This is a genomic window from Thioclava sp. ISO4, from assembly GCF_058105145.1.
The window spans coordinates 2,060,427-2,079,850 of sequence record NZ_CM176571.1; the positions used below are offsets into that span (position 1 = coordinate 2,060,427).

Below are 19,424 nucleotides of genomic sequence, written 5' to 3' on the forward strand. Positions count from 1 at the left end.
CCGGAGGCAGGGCTAGGCTCGCGCGCAATTTGATGCCAATCGCGACCGAGCACCGCCGACGCGCGCGCCGGTCTCATCTTCGGAGAACCCCACATGACCCAACCTGTTGCTATCGCCTTCAAGGAAACCGATCCGGAGGGTTTCGCCACCCAAAGCGGGCGGATCGCGCTGGTCGTGGGCGGTGACAGCAAGCTGGGGCAGGCCGGGCGCAAGCTGGATCGGGCGATGAAGGGCGCGATCAAGCGCGCGGTGGACTCGGAAGCCTTCGCGGGTCTTGGTGCGGGCGAGGCGATGGAGCTGAGCTGGCCCGCCGCGATCGCCGCCGAAGCGGTGCAGCTGGTGCGGCTCGATCGCAAGGCCAGCGCCGACGAGGCCCGCAAGGCAGGCGCTGCGATCGGGGCCAAACTGGGGGAGGCGGGCGCGCTCGTGGTGGCGCAGAACCATCCGCGCGCCGCCGATCTGTCGCTGGGTCTCGCGCTGCGCGCCTATCGCTTCGACTATCATACCGGCGAGGACAAGAAGGCTTACGGGCCGGTGACGATCATGGTCGACAAGCCCGAAGAGGTCGCCGCCGCCGCTGCCCCGCATGCCGCACTGGCCGAGGGCGTGTTCTTCACCCGCGATCTGGTCAACGAGCCCGCCAACATCCTGACCACCGACGATTTCGCCGCCCGCCTCGCCGCGATGCAGGAGCTGGGCCTCGATGTCGAAATCCTCGAAGAGGAGGACATGAAGAAGCTCGGCATGGGCGCGCTTCTGGGCGTCGGCATGGGCTCTGAAATGCCCTCCAAGCTGGTCGTCATGCAGTGGAAGGGCGGCGAAGAAGGCGAGGCCCCCTTCGCGCTCGTCGGCAAGGGGGTCGTGTTCGACGCGGGCGGCATCTCGCTCAAGCCCGGCGCGGGCATGGAAGAGATGACGATGGATATGGGCGGCGCAGGCGTCGTCTCGGGCGTGATGCGCACGCTCGCGCTGCGCAAGGCCAAGGCGAATGTCGTGGGCCTCGTGGGGCTGGTCGAGAACATGCCCGACGGGCGCGCGCAACGCCCCGGCGATATCGTGACCTCGATGAAGGGCGACACGATCGAAGTGATCAACACCGATGCCGAAGGCCGCCTCGTTCTGGCCGATGTGCTCTGGTATGCGCAGGACCGGTTCCAGCCCAAGGCGATGGTCAATCTCGCCACGCTGACCGGGGCCGTGATCGTCGCCCTCGGCCACGAGAACGCGGGCCTTTTCGCCAATGACGACAAGTTCGTAGCCGACATTCTTAAAGCGGCGAAAACCGAGGGAGAGGGCGCGTGGCACATGCCGCTGCAGCCCGCCTATGACAAGGCGCTGAAATCGCGGCTGGCCGATATGCGCAATGTCGGCAACCGCTGGGGCGGCGCGATCACCGCGGCCGCTTTCCTCAAGCGCTTCGTGAAGGACGAGGTGCCGTGGTGCCATATCGACATCGCGGGCGTGGCTCTGCCGCCCTCGGAGACCACGCTGGCCCCGAAAGGGCCGACCGGCTGGGGCGTGCGCATGCTCGACCGCCTGATCCGCGACAAGTTCGAAGCCTGAGGAGCCCAGGATGGGGCAAGTCAATTTCTACCATCTGACCCGCTCCAGCCTCGAGGAGGTGGTGCTGAACCTCGCCTCCCGGGCGGTGGAGCAGGGTTGGAAGGTGGAATTGCGCGGTACCGATTCCGCGCGGCTCGACTGGCTCGACCAGAGGCTCTGGCTGATGGGCAACGAGGCGAGCTTCCTGCCGCATGGGCTCGCAGGCGGTCCGCATGACGCGCTGCAGCCGATCCTGCTGGGCACCGCGCCCGCAGGCGACGGGCGCGAGGCGATGATGGCCGTGGACGGCGCCGAGGTCGCGGCGGAGGAGACCGACGCCCATAAACGCGTCTGGATCCTGTTCGACGGCAACGACCCGCAGGCGGTGCAACATGCGCGCGGACAGTGGAAGACCCTGACCGGCGCGGGCGCGAAGGCGATCTACTGGTCGGAAGAGGGCGGCCGCTGGGAGAAGAAGGCGGAGAGTTGAGCCGGGTGGACATCAGCGCAGGATATGCCGGAGACGCGGATCGCTTCGCCGATCTCTTCGCCGAGAGCTTCGCGGCGTCCGAAGGCCCCGACGAAGGCGCGCTGATCGGGGCGCTCGTGCGCGACATCCTCGCGCGGACCGATCCCGGCGATCTGCACTGTTTCACCGCGCGGGAGGGAGAGGCGCTGATCGGCGCGGTCTGCTTCACCCGCCTGCGCTATGACCACGATCCGCGCCGCGTCTTCCTGCTCTCGCCGATGGCGGTCGCCCCGGCGCAGCAACGCAAGGGCGTCGGGCAGAGGCTGATCCGTCATGCCCTCGCAGAGCTGTCAGCGGCGGGCGTCGAGACCGTGCTGACCTATGGCGATCCGGCCTATTACGGACGGGTGGGCTTTGCGCCGATTGCCGAAGCCGCCATCGCCGCGCCCTATCCGCTGTCGATGCCGCAGGGCTGGCTTGGTCAATCCCTGACACCCACGCCGCTTGGCGCCATCGCGGGGAGGCCGCATTGCGTGGCGGCTTTCCAACGACCTGAGATCTGGTGAGCCCTACCGCAGCCGGTCGGGCTCCAGCACCATTACCGTCGGCTCGCGCGGCAAGGTCCTGAGTGAGACGACCAATTCGCTCACGCCGGGCCGCTCGACCGCGAAGACGCCTTCCATCCCGTCGAGAAAGCTCTGCAGGGTCGGCTCGCCGAACCAATGGACCGGGATCACGATGCGCGAGCGCAGCCGGTTCAGGATGCGGATCATCGTCGGCTGATCGACCGTGTAGGACCCGTCCACCGCCGCCATCACCACATCGAGCCGCCCCAGCGCCGCATATTGCGCGGGATCGGGCTCGTGATGCAGATGGCCCAGATGGCCGATGCAGAGCCCCGCCACCTCGAAGACGAAGATCGAGTTGCCGTTCTCCTCGACCCCGCCCCAGCTGCGGATATCGGTGGGCACATTGCGGATCAGCATCTCGCCCAGATCCAGATGATGCTCGGCCGCCACGCCGAACTGATCCGACCAGCCCTTCAGCGCCACCGTCCCGTCCGGGATCATATCGGTCATATGGCTCGAATGGGCATGGTTCATCGTGACGTAATCGGGCGCAAACCGCGCCCCGCCGGTCCAGCCGTTGAAATCGGTCACGACTGATAGCCCGCCCTCGGTCTGCAACAGCACCATCGAATGGTCGATGTAATGCAACCGCACCGATTGCTCCGGCACCGGGTCGGACCAACTGGCCTTATGCAGGTATTCGATCCCGGGGGCCGCATCGGCGATCGCGATGCAATGGCTGATGCGCTGGTTTTGCGCGGCAGCCGCGAGTGGCGCAGACGCGGCACAGAGGGCGAGAAGAATGGCGCGGATCATGGCGAGCCTCCTTTTGCCCTAGCGTAAGGCCAAAAAGCGATTCCGGTCCATGCCCTTGCGCCTTGCGTGGCCTTCCCTTCGCGCCGCTTTGGGTCTATCAGCCGGGGCCGAAGGAGAGCCCCAGATGACCAAGTTCAGCTTCACCCTCAAGGCCACCGATGGCGCGGCCCGCACCGGGACGATCTCGACGCCGCGCGGCGAGATCCGCACGCCGGCCTTCATGCCCGTGGGCACCGCCGCTACCGTGAAGGCGATGATGCCGGAATCGGTGGCCGCGACCGGCGCGGATATCCTGCTGGGCAATACCTATCACCTGATGCTGCGCCCCGGCGCGGAGCGGGTGGCGCGTCTGGGCGGGCTCCACAAGTTCATGAACTGGGACAAGCCGATCCTGACCGACTCGGGCGGGTTTCAGGTGATGAGCCTCGCGTCTTTGCGAAAGCTGACCGAGGAAGGCGTGACCTTTGCCTCCCATGTCGACGGCTCGAAACATATGCTCTCGCCCGAACGTTCGATGGAAATCCAGAAGCTGCTGGGTTCGGATATCGTGATGTGCTTCGACGAGTGCCCCGCGCTGCCCGCGACCGAGGAAGAAGTGGCGAAGTCGATGCGCCTGTCGATGCGGTGGGCGCAACGCTCGCGCGATGCCTTCGGCGACCGTCCCGGCCATGCGTTGTTCGGCATCCAGCAGGGCGGCGTGACGCGTGAGCTTCGCGAGGAAAGTGCCGAGAAACTCAAGGAAATCGGCTTCGAGGGCTATGCGGTCGGCGGTCTCGCCGTGGGCGAGGGGCAGGAAGCGATGTTCGGCGTGCTCGACTATGCGCCGGGCATGCTGCCGCAGGACAAGCCGCGCTACCTGATGGGCGTCGGCAAGCCCGATGATATCGTCGGCGCGGTAGAGCGCGGCATCGACATGATGGATTGCGTGCTGCCGTCGCGCTCGGGGCGCACAGGCCAGGCCTGGACCCGCCGCGGTCAGGTGAATATCAAGAACGCCCGCCATGCCGACGATCCGCGCCCGCTGGACGAGGCCTGCACCTGTCCGGCCTGCCAAAACTACTCTCGCGCCTATCTGCACCACGTCTTCCGCTCCGGCGAGATGATCTCGGGGATGCTGCTGACCTGGCACAACCTGCATTACTATCAGGAACTGATGGCGGGCCTGCGCGCGGCGATCGACGAGGGGGCGCTGGCGCGCTTCGTCTCGGAATTCCATGAGACCCGCGCGATGGGCGATATCGAGCCGCTCTGACCCCCGCTCAGTGCGAGATCACGATCACCGCGGCGTAATGCGTCGCGGCCGCGGCCAGCACATGGCCGTGCCAGATCGCGCGCGAGAAGGGGATGCGCTCGGTCTGGTAGAAGATCACGCCGACCGTATAGGTCAGTCCGCCCACGACCAGCAGGATCAGCGCGGGCAGGGGAAGGGACACGATCAGCGGCCACATCGCGATCATCCCGAGCCAGCCCATCGCCAGATAGAGCCAGAACCCCGTGCGCTCCGCGCGGTGGAAGAAGCCGAGCTTCATCACGATGCCGAAGGTCGCGAGCGCCCAGACCGTCGCGGTCAGCGCCCAGCCAGCGACCCCGCCGAGGCCGATCAGCGCCATCGGCGTGTAAGTGCCCGCAATCAGAAGATAAATCGCTGCGTGATCGAAGCGCCGCAGCACTGCGCGCGTCGGCGCATGCAGGGTCAGGTTATAGGCGGCCGAGAGCGAGAAAGAGGCGATCAGCCCGACCGAGTAGACCGCGAGCGGCCAGACCCGGCCTTCCGGCGCCGCCAGCGAGGCCCAGACGATCAGCGCACTGACCCCTGCCACGGCGAAAACGACGCCCAGCACATGGACGACGCCATCGGCGACATGTTCGCGAAAGCTGTGGCTCAATTGGTGGCGCGTCATCGTGGTGATCCCCTTGGTCATCCTTCTAAGATAGCAACGATGAGGCGATCTCCCAAGCGTGACCACCCTGTGACGTTTCGTCAGAGGCGCGACGCTACTCACGTGTTTGTGAAGTGGTCGCCGTTGAGCGGTTCCGGAACCGATGCTACGCGCGAGGACGACGCGGACCAGCCGCTTCCCCGGGGGTGCCATGAAGAAACTGATCCGCAGCCTTCAGGCGCTCAACAGCAAGGGGCGTAAAGTCACCAAGCGCGCAGGCGGCCGTTTTCTGATCGCTCCGGCACCCAATCTACGCCTCGATTTTCTTCTTCCCGCGACTGGAACGGCGCCCGCCGAGGACGCGCCGCCCCTCGTCATCTCCTACGGCACGCGCGATGGCGAATATGATCTCTACGCCGAGCGCCTGCGCCAGTCCTGCAGCGGTGAGGGCATCGCCAGCGATATCGATACGATCCCCCCGTGCGGACGCGCCAATGCCTGCCTGTTCAAGCCGAGCTTCATAAAGTTCAAGCTGCTCACCCATAACTGCCCGGTGGTCTGGGTTGATGCCGACGCTGTTCTCACCGGGCCGATCGACTTGCCCGGCGGGGGCTGGGATGTCGGAACGCTGGACAACAGCCGCCATGCGGAGAGAAACCCGAAGGCGGCGCTTTGCATCGCGTTCCGCCCCACGCTCGGTGCGTTGCGCTTTCTCGAAACCTGGGAGCATCTCTGCTCCGAGCCCTGGTTGAAACCCGGACTGGATCACGCGCGGTTCAATGACACGCGGGCCATCCTCGTGAATACCTATTCCGAGATCGACCTGACCGCGGCGCTTTCCGGAAAGCTGGTGCGCGACCTCGGCAAAAAGAAAGAGGCGCGTGTCTGACGCGCCCCTTTCCGAAATCCGCTCTTTCGCCCGCGCTCAGATACCGTCGCCGACGAAGGCCTTCTCAACCACATATTCGCGCGGCTCGGAATTCGCGCCTTCGCGCAGTCCGAAGCCTTCGAGCACCGCCATCACGTCCTTGTTGAAGGCGAGCGAGCCGCAGACCATCGCGCGGTCGGTTTCGGGGTTCATCGGCTCGAGGCCGAGATCCTTGAACACCTTGCCGTTCTCGAGATTGTCGGTGATCCGGCCCATGTGATGGAATTCCTCACGGGTCGTGGTCGGGTAGTATTTCAGCTTGCCGTCCACCATCTCGCCGATCAGCGGATCGTTGATCAGGTTCTCGACCAGCTGGCGGCCATATTCCAGTTCCTCGACCGTGCGGCAGGTATGCATCATGATGACCTCGTCGAACTTGTCGTAGGTCTCGGGGTCGCGCATCAGCGAGGCGAACGGCGCGATGCCGGTGCCGGTGGCGAGGAACCACACCCGCTTGCCGGGCAGCAGCGCGTCATGGACCAGCGTGCCCACGGGCTTGGGGCGCAGGATGATCTGGTCGCCCACATTGATATGCTGCAGCTTCGAGGTCAGCGGGCCGTCCGGCACCTTGATCGAGTAGAATTCCAGCTCCTCGTCCCAGTTGGGCGAGGCGATGGAATAGGCGCGCAGCAGCGGTTTGCCATTGTCGCCCATCAGCCCGATCATCACGAATTCCCCCGAGCGGAAGCGCAGGGTCTGCGGCCGGGTCACGCGGAAGGAAAACAGCCGGTCCGTCCAATGGGTCACTTCGGTCACGGTCTGCGCGTCGGGCAGGGTCTTCACCTTGGGGATCTCGGTCACGGCGCTCTCGTTCATTGTCACATCTCTCTCGGGCCGGGGCAGGCGCCTCGGTCTGGCAAATATACAGATCGGATACAGCTTGCGTGAGCGCTGGCCCTTGATCTGGCTCAATTGCCGGTTTCGTTATGGTCTATCGGATATCGCGGACGGGTGAAAGCCTCAGCCGGCGAGCCGCGCGCGGTAGTCATGCGCGGCCCAATCGGCGCGGAAGAGCCATTGCGCCTGCGGCTGGCGCTCGGCCAGTTCCGGCGGAATCTCGACCTCGTCGAAGCCCACGCGCCGCGCCATCGCGTATTGATCCGCGATCAGCGGGCCCGCCGCGCGCAGACGCCCGGTATAGCCGAGCGCGCGGATGCGGCGCGCCAGCGAAAAGCCGCGGCCGTCCGAGAAGGTCGGGAACAGGACACGGATCATCTCCACGCCGTCGATCAGCGCAGGCAGGTAGCCCGCATCGGTCTCCGGCGCGATATCGAGGCTCGCCCCGGTGAAATCATCCTCGTGGAAGCCGTCGTCGCGAACGATCACGCTCATGCCACATTCTCCTTGTTCTCAATCACTTGGCCCTCACTGTTCACACGGACGGCCTTGCCGCCGATGAAGTGGATGCCGCATTCGGTCTTGGCGGCACCGCGCCAGCGGCCCGCGCGTTCGTCTTCGCCCGGTTTCACCGGCGAGGTGCAGGGCGCGCAGCCGATCGAGGGGTAGCCCTGTGCCACGAGCGGGTGGCGCGGCAGGCGGTTCTCGATCATGTAATCCTGCACGTCCTGCTTGTCCCAATGGGCGAGCGGGTTGATCTTCATCCGGCTGTCGGTCTCGATCTCGAAGAAATCGAGCGCCGCGCGTTGGCCGCCCTGAAACCGTTTGCGCCCGGTGATCCAGGCGTCATAGCCCGAGAGCGCGTTCTCCAGCGGCACCGTCTTGCGCAGGGTGCAGCAGGCATCGGTGCTGTATTGGTGCAGCGTGCCGTCCGGGTCGTCGCGGGCAATCGCGGCCTCGTCGGCCTGGATCACCTGCACATTGGTCAGGCCCAGCTTGGCCGCGACGTCGCGCTGATAGGCGAGCGTTTCGGCAAACAGCATCTGCGTGTCGATGAACAGCACCGGCGTACCGGGCGCGATCACCGAGACCATGTGCAGCAACACCACCGACTCCGCCCCGAAGGAGGAGACCAGCGCGACCTCGCCCACATCCGGGTCACGCAACGCCCGCTCCATCACCGCGGTTGCGGCGTGGTGGCGGTAGCGTTCGTTCAGCCCGGCGACGCGGGGGGCGATATCCGTTCCATCACTGAGCGGCATGGCGTTGAGCCTCTGCATAGAGCGCTTCCTTGAACGGGTCCGGGCCAAGGCGGCGCAGCGCGTCGAGGAAGCTCTCGGTGGCGCTTTCACGCAGCTCGAGATAGGCGCGCAGCAGACGCTCCAGCGCGGGGATCACCTCCGTATAGGCAAAGCCGGGACCAGCCCGTTCGCCAAGCGCCATCGTCTCGCTCGCGTCGCCGCCGAGCGTGATCTGGTAGTTCTCCACGCCGGCACGATCGAGACCGAGAATGCCGATATGGCCGAGATGGTGATGGCCGCAGGCATTGATGCAGCCCGAGATCTTTATCTTGAGCGCACCGATCTCCTGCTCCAGCCCGAGATCGCGGAAATGGGTCGAGATCTGTTGCGCCAGAGGGATCGAGCGGGCCGTGGCCAGCGCGCAGTAATCCATGCCGGGGCAGGCGATGATATCCGAGGTCAGCCCGATATTCGCCGTGGCGAGGCCGCCCTTGCGCAGCGCCTCGAACAGCGCGGGCAGATCGGCCTTCGCGATATGCGGCAGGATCACGTTCTGCTCGTGGCTGATGCGCAGCTCCGACTGGCCGTAGCGTTCGGCAAGCTCCGCCAGAAGGCGCATCTGGTCGGACGTGGCATCGCCCGGAGGCGCGCCGTGATCCTTGAGGCTGACCGTGACGACCCCGTAGTCGGGGTTGTGATGGGGCGAGACCGAGCGCGCGGCCCAGTCCCGCAGAAGCGCATCGACATTGAGCGCGGTGTCGTAGCTCTCGCTCTCTCGAGCGGGCAGCGCGGGCGGGGCGAATTGCGCCTTGAGACCGGCGAGGATCGCCTGATCTGCGCCTCTAAAGGCTGCGCGCCGGGCCGGGAACTCGGCCTCGACCATCTCGGAAAACGTATCGATTCCAAGTTCGTGCACGGTGATCTTGATGCGCGCCTTATACTTGTTGTCGCGCCGTCCGGCGAGGTTCCAGGCCGCCACGATCGATTCCAGATAGGGCAGCAGATCGGCCGCGGGGAGGAAGCTGCGCAGCTCTTTGCCGATCATCGGGGTGCGGCCCAGACCGCCACCCACGAAGACCTGAAAACCGATCTCGCCATCGCGCTCGACCAGCTGCAGGCCCACGTCATGGGCGCGGATCGCGGCCCGGTCGGCTTCGGCGCCGTTGATCGCGATCTTGAACTTGCGCGGCAGGAACTGGAATTCCGGATGGTCGGTGGACCATTGCCGGATCAACTCGGCATAGGGGCGAGGATCGGCGATCTCGTCGGCGGCAGCGCCCGCGAAGGCATCCGTCGTCGTGTTGCGGATCGCGTTGCCCGAGGTCTGGATCGCGTGCATGCCCACATCGGCCAGCGCGTCGATCATATCCGGCACATCGACCAGTTTCGGCCAGTTGAACTGGATGTTCTGGCGCGTCGTGAAATGCCCGTAGCCGCGATCCCAGGCGTCCGCGATCTTGGCAAGCTGGCGCATCTGCCGGGCTTCGATCGTGCCATAGGGGATCGCCACGCGCAGCATATAGGCATGCAGCTGCAGATAGAGCCCGTTCATCAGGCGCAGCGGCTTGAACTCGTCTTCGGTCAGGCTGCCGTCGAGGCGGCGCGCGACCTGATGGCGAAACTGCTCGGCGCGCGCGCGGACGGCGGCGCGGTCGAAGTCGCTGGGTTGGAACATGGATCAGCTCCTGACCAGAGTGTTGTTGGGTAGCTCGATGGAGGGGCCTGAGGCGCGGAAGGCCTCGCGGAAATGCGCGGGCTCGGGGCCGTTCGGGCCGAGCGTGGCAGGCGCGAGATAGGCGCCCACGACTTTCTCGGGCTGGGCATTGGCCAGATCGAGCCACATCTCGGCAATCACCGGATCGTCGAGGAAGGCGGCGTCCTTGAGGCGCAGCACCCATTGGCCCGCGTCGTTCATGTAGACGACATGGCCTTCGCGCAGGTCATTGGCGCTGATCACGCCGGGGATGAATTTCTTGCTCATAGCACGGCCTCCTTGAGGGCGGTGCGGGCGTCGCGCGGGGCGAGCCCGAGAAGGATCACGGCGGGGCCTTTGGCCTCGGCGGTAACGGTGGGCAGGGTGGCGAGCGTCGCGGGGCGGATCACCTGATCGGCGCGCGAGGCGTTCTCGACCACACAGGCGGGGGTCGCGGGCGAGGCGCCATGCATCATCAGGCGCCCCTGCACGTAGCGTGCTGCGCGTTTGCCCATGTAGATCGCGGCGACCGCGCCGGGACGAGCCAGTGCCGCCCAATCCTGTTCGGCCAGCCCGTCGGCGTCATGACCGGTGAGCAGGCGCAGCTCGCGATTGCGGCCGCGTTCGGTCAGGCTCTGGCCGAGCGATGCAGCGGCGGCAGAGGCGGCGGTGATGCCCGGCAGCACCCGATAGGCGATCCCGGCCGCGTCGAGCGCGTCCAGCTCCTCGCCCAGCCGACCGAACACGCCCGGATCGCCCGATTTCAGCCGCAGCACGCGCTGGCCTTCCTGCGCGAGGCGGACGATCAGGGACGAGATGTCGCCTTGCTTCATCGAGGGCCCGAAACCGGTCTTGCCGGTCTCGATCAGCTGCGCCTGCGGACCCGCGAGCGCGAGCACCTCGGCGCTCACCAGCGTGTCGTGCAGGATGACGTCGGCGCACATCATCTCGCGCAGCACCGCCACGGTCAGCAGGTCCGGATCGCCCGGACCGGCCCCGGCAAGGGTCACCCGGGTCTGAGTTTCGAGAGTTTCCATGTCACGCTCCTCGTCTGCGTCTTGAGCGTGAATATAGGAAATTATTCCGGTTTTTGACCATATACCCTTGCCAATAAGGACGTTCGTTCCTTATGGATTTGGAGGGAATGACAATCTCCTAACAAGCGGAGGGAAATCGGAATGGCGGTGCAAATCGACGAGCTGGATCGGAAAATCCTCGCGGAGCTACAGGACGATGCGAGCCAGTCGCTCGACGAAATCGCGCGGAAAACAGGGTCTTCCAAGACCCCGGTGTGGAACCGGATTCGCAAATTGCGTGCGGCGGGGGTGATTGGAAAGCAGACCGCGATCCTCGATCCCGAGGCGCTTGGCTTCGATGCCTGTTTCTTCGTGCTGATCCGCACCTCCGAGCATGAGGCCGAGTGGCAGGACAAGTTCCTCGCCACCCTGCGCGCGCGCCCCGAAGTGATGGAGGCGCACCGTCTGGCGGGCGATATCGACTACATCCTGAAAGTGCGGGTCGAGAATGCGCGCGCCTATGACCGCTTTTATCAGGCGCTGATCTCGGAAGTGAAAATCCACAACGTGACCGCGCTTCTGTCGATGGAGGAGCTGAAATCCACCACTGCGCTGCCGCTTTGAAGGCTCAGCGCTTGGTATAGGTGACCTGCAGCTTCTCCAGCCCGTGGAAGTGGTAGAGATCCGCGTAATAGGGGCGGCGCGGCAGATCGAGCCCCTGTAGCCTTTCCATCAGCATCGGCAGGGCGAGCTTCAGCTCCAGACGCGCCAGCGGCGCACCGATACAGAAATGCGCCCCCGCGCCGAAGCTGAAATTGGTGCGCACGGGGCGCGACGGATCGAAGACGCTCGCATCGTCCCAAGCCGACGGGTCGCGGTTCGCACCGGCGAGCAACAACCCGATCCGCTCGCCCTTGCGCAGCACCTGCCCCTGAAACTCCATGTCCTCATAGAGCCAGCGCGTGAAGAGATGCAGCGGCGGATCGAAGCGCAACAGCTCCTCGATCGTGCCGTCGATCCGCGCGGGCTCCAGCCAATGCGGGGCGACGGTCTGTTCGATCAGCGTCTTCACGCTGTTGCCGATCTGGTGGACGGTCGCCTCGTGCCCAGCATTCAGCAGCAAGATCACGGTGGAGATCAGCTCGTCGCGGGTCAGATGGGTGCCTTCTTCCTCGACCGCGATCAGCTCCGAGATCAGATCTTCCCCGGGCGCTTTGCGGCGGGTCTCGATCAGATCGCCCAGATAGGCCGCGAAGTCCGCGGAGGCCTGTGCCGCGTCTTCCTCGAGGCTGATATCGCGGCGTGCCTGATACATCTGCACCATCGCGTTCGACCACGCCAAGAGCTTGTCCGCGTCGCTTTCGGGCACGCCTAGAAGCCGTGCGATCACGATCACCGGCAGGGGTTTGGCGAAATGCTCCAACAGGTCGCAGCCGCCCTCGGGCATCTCGTCGATCAGCCGGTGACAGAGCGCGGCGATCTCGTCTTGCATGCTCGCGATCCGGCGCGGGGTGAAGGCCTTCGTCACCAGCTTGCGCAGCCGGGTGTGCGTCGGGGCTTCCAGTTCCAGCATCGAATGGCGCTCGATGGCGTAGAAGGGTTCGAGGTGCTTGGGGATATCCACCGCCTGCTCGGGCGGGGCCTCGCGTCCCAACCGCCGGTCGCGCAGCGCCATGCCGACGATCGCGGCCCGCCCGGTGACGCGAAACCCGTATTCGGGCCATTGCACCAACGGCCCGCCTTGCCGCACCCGGTCATAGAACGGGTAGGGGTTCTGGACGAAGTCTGGATCGAGCGGGGATTGGGAAAGGGTCTGCATCGGCGCTCCGGTTACTCGGGGTCAGATTGGGCAGAAGGCGTCGCGCGATGCAAGACCAAGGTGACGCGCTGCCTTGCATTGCCGCGCAGTAGGCGCAAGGAAAGGGGTAGGAGAGTGCTGATGCTGGGCCGTGTCGCCATATTGCTGATCTGGATCGCGCTGACGCTCGCCGCCTCTATCGGGGTGTGGCGGGTTTCGGCACGCGAGGGTCTGGCGCGGATCGAAGCGCAGGGGCAATCCGATCTGCGGCTGGCCTCGGATCGTCTGGTGGCAGCACTTTTGCAGTTTCGCGAGGTGGCGGTGCTCGCCGCCGATCATCCCGACGTCGTGGCGCTGGCGGCGCGTTTCGCCGAAGGGGGCAAGGCGGTCGGCACATGGCGCGATGCGGCGGTGAGCCTGACGCTTCAGCGCCTCGCCGATCATGCGGGCGCGCGCGACATCTGGCTGATCGCGCCGGGAGGCACGGTGCTGGCGGGCCCGGCGGAAAGCCCCGACCGGGTCACGATGAACCGGGCGCTGGCGCGGGCGGCGCAAGGCGCGACCGGCTCCGAGCATTTCGTGGACCCCGACACCGGCGATCGGCTGTTCGTCTTCGCGGCCCCGGTTTTTGCCTCCGGCGGCCGTGTCGCGGGCATCGTTCTGCTGCGGCTGAATGCCGAGGATGTCGAAGCCGAGGGGCGCGGCAACCCGGTGCCCGTCTGGTTCACCGATGCCGACGGGGTGAGTTTCCTGACCAACCGCACCGATCTGGTGCTGCTGTCCGAACCCGGTGCGAAGCCCGATCCCGCGACCTATCCGGCGGGGTCGCTTTCCGGAGAGCTGCGTCTGCGCGAGCGTAACCTTGCGGGGCGTCTGCTGGTCTCGGGCGACGGCTCGCTTGCCGGGCCTGCCTTGGACGTCTCGCGCGCCCTGCCGGTGATCGAGATGGAGGGCCATGCGCTCGCTGCCGCCGATCCGGTGCTGCGCGCGGCGCGGCTTGCGGCGCTCTCGACGGCGGCGGGGTTTCTGGCCGTGGGGGCGGTGATCTTCGCATTGTGGGAGCGCAGGCGCGCGCTGGCGGAGGCCAATGCCGCTCTCGAGGCCCGCGTGGCGGAGCGCACGGCGGAACTGTCCACCGCGAACGAGGAATTGCGCCGAACGCAGGCCGAACTCGTGCAGGCGGGCAAGCTGTCGGCGCTGGGCCAGATGTCTGCGGGGATCAGTCACGAGCTGAACCAGCCGCTGATGGCGATCTCCTCCTATGCCGAGAATGCCGAACTGCTGTTGGACAGGGGGCGGGCCGAGGAGGCGGGCGAGACGCTGGGCAAGATCGGCGCGATGGCGCATCGCATGGCGCGCATCATCCGCAACCTGCGCGCCTTTGCGCGACAGGAGAGCGAGCCCGCGACCCGCGTGGGTCTCGCGGCGGTGGTGGAGAGCGCGCTGGAGATGCTCGACGAGCGACTGCGGCGCGCGGGTGTCTCCGTGGACTGGCAGCGCCCCGACTTCCCCGCCATCGTGATGGGCGGCGAGGTGCGGCTGAGCCAGGTCGTCATCAACCTGATCTCGAACGCGATCGAGGCGATGGAAGGCCAGTCCGAGCGCCGCTTGACGATCCGCATGGCGCGCGCGGATGGCATGATCCGCCTCAGCCTGCGCGACACCGGGCCGGGCATCGCCGATCCGGACCGCATCTTCGATCCGTTCTACTCGACCAAGGAGGCGGGATCGGCGGAGGGGCTTGGCCTCGGCCTCTCGATCTCTTACGGGCTGGTGCAAGGGTTCGGCGGCACCCTGCGGGGCGAGAATGCGCCCGGCGGCGGTGCGCGTTTCACCATCGAGCTGCGCGAGGCCACGGCCCAACCCAAACCGATCGAGGTGGAGACATGATGCGCCGGGTTCTCTTTGTCGATGACGACCGCGCGGTGCGCGAGGCGCTGGGCCAGACGCTGGAACTGGCGGGGCTGAAACCGACGCTCGCGGGCAGTTATATCGAGGCGAAGGACCATATCTCGACCGAGTTCGAGGGGATCGTGGTCACCGATATCCGCATGCCGGGCAAGGACGGCTTCGCGCTGCTCGATCTCGTGCAGAAGGCCGATGCGGAGCTACCCGTGGTGCTTCTGACCGGCGAGGCCGATGTGCCGATGGCGGTGCGCGCGATGGCGTCGGGGGCGTTCGATTTTCTGGAAAAGCCCTGCACGGGAAAAGACTTGCTGGCCGTCGTCGAGAAGGCGCTGGAAACCCGCGCGCGGGTGATGGAGGCGCGGTTCTCGCGGGCTGCGGGCAAGCGCGGCGACGCGGCGGCGCGGATGTTGGTCGGTAGCTCTCCGGTGGCGGAGGGCTTGCGCGAGGCCGCCCGGCGCGCCGCGCGCTCGGGCGCCGAGGTGCTGATCACCGGCGCGCCGGGGGCGGGCAATTCCAAGCTCGCCGAGGTGATCCACCTGCTCTCGACCAATGCGCGGCGTCCCTTCGTGAAGCTCGCCGCAGCGGGCCTCGACGTCGCGGCGTTGGAGGCAGGCTTCGCGCAGGCCGAAGGCGGGACGCTCTACCTCGACGAGGTGGCCGACCTGCCGCGTCCCGCGCAATTCGCGCTGATCGAACTCTTGGAGACACGGCCCGCCACGCGCCTCATCGCGGGCACCTATCGCGACCTGCCGGGCGAGGCGCGGGCCGGGCGCTTCCACCCCGATCTGTACTGGCGGCTGGAGGCGCTGAAGGTGCGCATCCCCTCGCTGTCGGAGCGCCCCGAGGATATTCCCGCGCTGTTTCGCCATTACGTCGCCACCGCCTGCGAACAGGCCAATCTGCGCACCCCCGAAATCCCGCCCGAGATGACCGCGCAGCTGATGGCGCGCGACTGGCCTGGCAATGCCCGCGCGCTGATGTCCGAGGCGATGCGCTTCGCGATGGGTCTGGAGGCGGGAGAGCCGCCGGAGGAGCTGGGTCTGTCCGAGCGCATGGCGGCGGTGGAGAAGTCGCTGCTGGCCGAGGCGCTGACCCGCGCGGGCGGCAATGCGACCGAGGCGGCCTCCGCGCTGAAACTGCCGCGCAAGACCTTCTACGACAAGCTCGCGCGCCACGGGCTGCGGCCCGAGGATTATCGGGACTAGCGGCGGGCGAGGATTCGCACTGAGCCGGTTCGATCTGTGCGGGTTTCCGCACATGCTTTTCCGCCTCGTGATGAAGATTGTCCATTAAGGCGCTGATTTTGCGTGGTTATAGGTCTTCGTCACATAACCCTCACGAAACAGTTGATCGGATCTCTCGGCGGCTTTCTGCTGACCCCAATGCCGGGGAGGACCGGCGTGACATGAATTCCGGGAGGACATTATGAAGAAATTTACCGCCGCCGTTTCGGCGCTCGCCCTCATGGCTTCGGCCTCGGTCGCTATGGCCGATCCGACGGGCTGCGACGAAGGCGAAATGGTCATCAAGTTCAGCCACGTCACCAATACCGACAAGCACCCGAAAGGGATCGCGGCGGCGCTGTTCGCCAAGCGCGTGAACGAAGAGATGGACGGCAAGGCCTGCGTCGAGGTTTACCCGAACTCGACCCTCTACAACGATGACCAGGTGCTCGAGGCGATGCTGCAGGGCGACGTGCAGATGGCCGCGCCCTCGCTGTCGAAGTTCGAGACCTTTACCAAGAAATACCGCATTTTCGATCTGCCCTTCATGTTCAAGAACATGGCCGCCGTCGACGAATTCCAGAATTCCGACATTGGTCAGAATATGAAAGAGGCGATGGTGCGCCGCGGTCTGCTGGGCCTCGATTTCTGGCATAACGGCCTCAAGCAGTTCTCGGCCAACAAGCCGCTGCTCGTGCCGGGCGATGCCAAGGGCCTGAAGTTCCGCGTGCAGCCCTCCGATGTGCTGATCGCGCAGATGGAAGCGCTGGGTGCCTCGCCGCAGCCGATGGCCTTCTCGGAAGTCTACGGCGCGCTGCAGACCGGCGTTGTGGACGGGCAGGAGAACACCTGGTCGAACATCTACGGTCAGAAGTTCTACGAAGTTCAGGACGGTATCACCGAGACCAACCACGGCCTGCTCGACTACATGGTCGTGACCTCGGTCGATTGGTGGGACAGCCTCGACCCGGCAATGCGCGACCAGATCAAGTCGATCCTCGACGAGGTCACCAAAGAGCGTAACGCCGCGATCAACCAGGTGAACGAGGAAAACCGTCAGGCGATCCTCGATGCCGGCGCGACGATCCGCGAACTGACGCCCGAACAGCGCCAGCAATGGGTCGATGCGATGAAACCGGTCTGGGACCAGTTCAAGGATGACGTCGGTCAGGAAAACATCGACGCAGCGCAGGCGATCAACGCCAAGCACTGATCCGGAACGGACGGGCGACGGACCCCACCTGTCGCCCGATCTCACGGCGCGCGCGGCCCCCCACATCACCCGCGCGCGCCCCTTTCACCTCTCGACCTGAGGCAGGAGTGAGCCATGAGCCAGCGCTATGAGCCGCGCAACGGGTTTTCGCGGGCGATCCACAATCTGGAGGAGACGCTGATCGCGTTGATCCTCGGCACGATGACCGTGATCACCTTCGTCAATGTCGTGCTGCGCTATGTCTTCAACTCTTCGCTGATCTGGGGGCTTGAGACGACACTGATCCTTTTCGCATGGCTGGTGCTGCTGGGCATGAGCTACGCGGTGAAAGTGACCGCGCATCTGGGCGTCGATGCGATCATCAACATGCTGCGCCCCGGCCCGCGCAAGGCATTGGGCCTTGTGGCCGCCGGCCTGTGCATTCTCTACGCGGTGCTGCTTCTGAAAGGCGCATGGGATTACTGGGCCCCCTTCGCGGGCTTCGATCAGACCTCGGGCCGCTGGTTCCCGACGGGCTTTCAGGACACCCGCGACCGCGCCTTCTACGAGACCGATCAGGTGCCGATCGCGGATTGGCTCGCCGTCTGGCTGGGCGACCGGTTCAACATGGGCGAGGCCTATGACAAGCTGCCGCGCTTCATCCCTTACGTGATCCTGCCGATCGGCGTGACGCTTCTGTTGATCCGCTTCGTGCAGGCGGCAATCGGGGTCGCCGGCGGCAAGCGTTCGGCGCTGATCGTGAGCCACGAAGCCGAAGACCAAGTGGCCGATGTGGCCCATATCAACAAGGGTGACTGAGGCATGGATATCCTGTTCCTTTTCGTGATGGTGATCGGCTTCATGCTGATCGGCGTGCCGATCGCGGTCTCTCTGGGTCTCGCGTCGACGCTGTTCCTGCTGATCTTCTCGGATGCCTCGCTCGCCTCGATCGCGCAGTCGCTCTACGACGCGATGGACAATCACGCGACCCTGCTGGCGATCCCGTTCTTCATCCTCGCGTCGAGCTTCATGTCGACGGGCGGGGTGGCGCAGCGCATCATCCGCTTCGCCATCGCCGTGGTGGGCCACCTGCCGGGCGGTCTGGCCATCGCGGGCGTCTTCGCCTGTATGCTGTTTGCCGCGCTCTCGGGCTCGTCGCCCGCGACCGTGGTCGCCATCGGCTCCATCGTCATCGCGGCGATGCGTCAGGTGGGCTACTCGAAGGATTTCGCCGCCGGCGTGATCTGTAACGCGGGCACCTTGGGCATCCTGATCCCGCCGTCGATCGTGATGGTCGTCTATGCTTCGGCGACCGACGTGTCGGTGGGCCGGATGTTCCTCGCGGGCGTCATTCCGGGCCTGATGGCGGGCGTGATGCTGATGGCCACGATCCTGTTCTTCGCGATCAAGCGCAACCTGCCGAAAGGCGAGTGGCAGGGCTGGGGCGAGGTCGCCGCAAGCTTCATCGACGCGTTCTGGGGCTTGATGCTGATCGCGATCATCATGGTCGGCCTCTACGGCATCCCCGGCATCACGGGCGGTATCTTCACCCCCACCGAGGCCGCCGCCGTCGCCGCCGTCTATGCGTGGTTCGTGGCGAACTTCATCTATCGCGACATGGGGCCGCTCGATCAGGGCGAGAAGAAGATCGCGCTTTGGCAAAAGCCGCAGGCGCTGATCACCGCCGTCTGGCACAAGGGCACGCGCGACACGCTGTTCGAGGCGGGCAAGCTGACCATCACGCTGATGTTCATCATCGCCAACGCGCTGATCCTCAAGCACGTGCTGACCGACGAGCAGATCCCGCAAAAGATCACCGAAGCGCTTCTCGGCGCAGGCCTCGGCAAGATCATGTTCCTCGTGATCGTCAATATCATCCTGCTGATCGGCGGTCAGTTCATGGAGCCCTCGGGCCTGATCCTGATCGTTGCGCCGCTGGTGTTCCCGATCGCGATCGAGTTGGGCGTCGATCCGATCCATCTCGGCATCATCATGGTGGTGAATATGGAGATCGGGATGATCACGCCACCGGTGGGTCTGAACCTCTTCGTGACCTCCGGCGTGGCGGGGATGCCGATCATGCGGGTCGTGAAAGCGGCCGCGCCCTTCCTCGCCGTGCTCTTCGTCTTCCTGATCCTCGTCACCTATGTGCCATTCCTGTCGACTTGGCTGCCGACGATGGCGATGGGGCCGGAGACGGTCGTGAAATAAACCGCGCGGGGCGCAGGGGCCGAACCCGGCCCGGTCGCCCCGCCATTCTGACCTGGCGCGCCCGTGGCACCCCCACGCGGCGCGCTTTTCTTTGGGGGCAG

Annotated in this window: 20 protein-coding genes; 11 read left to right on the forward strand and 9 right to left on the reverse strand. The window is 65.7% G+C overall.

Features of this window, described 5'->3' with window-relative positions:
• The first annotated feature begins 93 nt into the window (after positions 1-93).
• Genes AC2TZ7_RS10185 through AC2TZ7_RS10195 form a run of 3 tightly spaced genes read left to right on the forward strand, consistent with a single transcriptional unit; the run spans position 94 to position 2,577 of the window.
• Positions 94-1,563, forward strand: a complete 1,470-nt coding sequence (locus AC2TZ7_RS10185; protein WP_489864121.1) for a leucyl aminopeptidase — start codon at positions 94-96, stop codon at positions 1,561-1,563.
• 10 nt (positions 1,564-1,573) lie between these two features.
• Positions 1,574-2,032: a DNA polymerase III subunit chi gene (locus AC2TZ7_RS10190; protein ID WP_078519333.1), complete on the forward strand. Its 459-nt coding sequence runs from the start codon at positions 1,574-1,576 to the stop codon at positions 2,030-2,032.
• A 5-nt stretch (positions 2,033-2,037) separates the two neighbouring features.
• Positions 2,038-2,577 (forward strand): GNAT family N-acetyltransferase, encoded by a 540-nt coding sequence (locus tag AC2TZ7_RS10195; RefSeq protein ID WP_489866804.1) that lies wholly within the window; start codon positions 2,038-2,040, stop codon positions 2,575-2,577.
• A 3-nt stretch (positions 2,578-2,580) separates the two neighbouring features.
• On the opposite strand, the gene AC2TZ7_RS10200 is transcribed toward AC2TZ7_RS10195, so the two are convergent.
• Positions 2,581-3,396: an MBL fold metallo-hydrolase gene (locus AC2TZ7_RS10200; protein ID WP_489864122.1), complete on the reverse strand. Its 816-nt coding sequence runs from the start codon at positions 3,394-3,396 to the stop codon at positions 2,581-2,583.
• A 124-nt stretch (positions 3,397-3,520) separates the two neighbouring features.
• Between AC2TZ7_RS10200 and tgt the strand changes: the two genes are divergently transcribed.
• Positions 3,521-4,648, forward strand: a complete 1,128-nt coding sequence (tgt, locus tag AC2TZ7_RS10205) for a tRNA guanosine(34) transglycosylase Tgt (RefSeq protein WP_078519331.1) — start codon at positions 3,521-3,523, stop codon at positions 4,646-4,648.
• Positions 4,649-4,655: 7 nt separating this feature from the next.
• On the opposite strand, the gene trhA is transcribed toward tgt, so the two are convergent.
• Positions 4,656-5,318 (reverse strand): PAQR family membrane homeostasis protein TrhA, encoded by a 663-nt coding sequence (gene trhA / locus AC2TZ7_RS10210; protein WP_489864123.1) that lies wholly within the window; start codon positions 5,316-5,318, stop codon positions 4,656-4,658.
• A gap of 169 nt (positions 5,319-5,487) precedes the next feature.
• Here trhA and AC2TZ7_RS10215 point away from each other — a divergent pair, with 169 nt between their 5' ends.
• Positions 5,488-6,165 (forward strand): hypothetical protein, encoded by a 678-nt coding sequence (locus AC2TZ7_RS10215; RefSeq protein WP_489864124.1) that lies wholly within the window; start codon positions 5,488-5,490, stop codon positions 6,163-6,165.
• A 36-nt stretch (positions 6,166-6,201) separates the two neighbouring features.
• On the opposite strand, the gene AC2TZ7_RS10220 is transcribed toward AC2TZ7_RS10215, so the two are convergent.
• From AC2TZ7_RS10220 to cobA, 6 genes are all read right to left on the reverse strand, one after another.
• A complete protein-coding gene (locus AC2TZ7_RS10220) occupies positions 6,202-7,020 on the reverse strand; it encodes a ferredoxin--NADP reductase (RefSeq protein ID WP_489864125.1) in 819 nt (272 codons plus the stop codon).
• A gap of 144 nt (positions 7,021-7,164) precedes the next feature.
• Complete coding sequence (locus tag AC2TZ7_RS10225; RefSeq protein WP_489864126.1) at positions 7,165-7,536, reverse strand: DUF934 domain-containing protein; 372 nt, start codon at positions 7,534-7,536, stop codon at positions 7,165-7,167.
• Positions 7,533-8,321, reverse strand: coding sequence for a phosphoadenylyl-sulfate reductase (locus AC2TZ7_RS10230; RefSeq protein ID WP_489864127.1), 789 nt, complete (start codon positions 8,319-8,321; stop codon positions 7,533-7,535). Before AC2TZ7_RS10230 ends, AC2TZ7_RS10225 begins: the two co-directional genes overlap by 4 nt.
• Positions 8,290-9,957 (reverse strand): nitrite/sulfite reductase, encoded by a 1,668-nt coding sequence (locus AC2TZ7_RS10235; protein WP_489864128.1) that lies wholly within the window; start codon positions 9,955-9,957, stop codon positions 8,290-8,292. Before AC2TZ7_RS10235 ends, AC2TZ7_RS10230 begins: the two co-directional genes overlap by 32 nt.
• A 3-nt stretch (positions 9,958-9,960) precedes the next feature.
• Entirely contained in the window at positions 9,961-10,263 is a 303-nt protein-coding gene (locus AC2TZ7_RS10240) for a DUF2849 domain-containing protein (protein ID WP_489864129.1), read from the reverse strand.
• Complete coding sequence (gene cobA / locus AC2TZ7_RS10245; protein WP_274963803.1) at positions 10,260-11,012, reverse strand: uroporphyrinogen-III C-methyltransferase; 753 nt, start codon at positions 11,010-11,012, stop codon at positions 10,260-10,262. Before cobA ends, AC2TZ7_RS10240 begins: the two co-directional genes overlap by 4 nt.
• 141 nt (positions 11,013-11,153) lie before the next feature.
• Here cobA and AC2TZ7_RS10250 point away from each other — a divergent pair, with 141 nt between their 5' ends.
• Positions 11,154-11,615, forward strand: a complete 462-nt coding sequence (locus tag AC2TZ7_RS10250) for an Lrp/AsnC family transcriptional regulator (protein ID WP_078519325.1) — start codon at positions 11,154-11,156, stop codon at positions 11,613-11,615.
• Between the two features lie 4 nt (positions 11,616-11,619).
• Here the strand turns inward: AC2TZ7_RS10250 and AC2TZ7_RS10255 are convergent, their stop codons facing one another.
• The gene (locus tag AC2TZ7_RS10255; protein ID WP_489864130.1) at positions 11,620-12,810 is read right to left on the reverse strand and encodes a cytochrome P450; all 1,191 of its coding nucleotides are present in this window, start codon (positions 12,808-12,810) and stop codon (positions 11,620-11,622) included.
• Between the two features lie 120 nt (positions 12,811-12,930).
• On the opposite strand from AC2TZ7_RS10255, the gene AC2TZ7_RS10260 reads away from it, so the two are divergent.
• From AC2TZ7_RS10260 to AC2TZ7_RS10280, 5 genes are all read left to right on the forward strand, one after another.
• On the forward strand, positions 12,931-14,679 hold the full coding sequence (locus tag AC2TZ7_RS10260; RefSeq protein ID WP_489864131.1) for an ATP-binding protein: 1,749 nt from the start codon (positions 12,931-12,933) through the stop codon (positions 14,677-14,679).
• On the forward strand, positions 14,676-15,902 hold the full coding sequence (locus AC2TZ7_RS10265) for a sigma-54-dependent transcriptional regulator (protein ID WP_489864132.1): 1,227 nt from the start codon (positions 14,676-14,678) through the stop codon (positions 15,900-15,902). Before AC2TZ7_RS10260 ends, AC2TZ7_RS10265 begins: the two co-directional genes overlap by 4 nt.
• A gap of 220 nt (positions 15,903-16,122) precedes the next feature.
• The gene (locus tag AC2TZ7_RS10270) at positions 16,123-17,133 is read left to right on the forward strand and encodes a TRAP transporter substrate-binding protein (RefSeq protein ID WP_489864133.1); all 1,011 of its coding nucleotides are present in this window, start codon (positions 16,123-16,125) and stop codon (positions 17,131-17,133) included.
• A gap of 114 nt (positions 17,134-17,247) precedes the next feature.
• Positions 17,248-17,931: a TRAP transporter small permease gene (locus tag AC2TZ7_RS10275; protein WP_489864134.1), complete on the forward strand. Its 684-nt coding sequence runs from the start codon at positions 17,248-17,250 to the stop codon at positions 17,929-17,931.
• A 3-nt stretch (positions 17,932-17,934) separates the two neighbouring features.
• Positions 17,935-19,323, forward strand: coding sequence for a TRAP transporter large permease (locus AC2TZ7_RS10280; protein WP_098410656.1), 1,389 nt, complete (start codon positions 17,935-17,937; stop codon positions 19,321-19,323).
• Positions 19,324-19,424 lie beyond the last annotated feature (101 nt).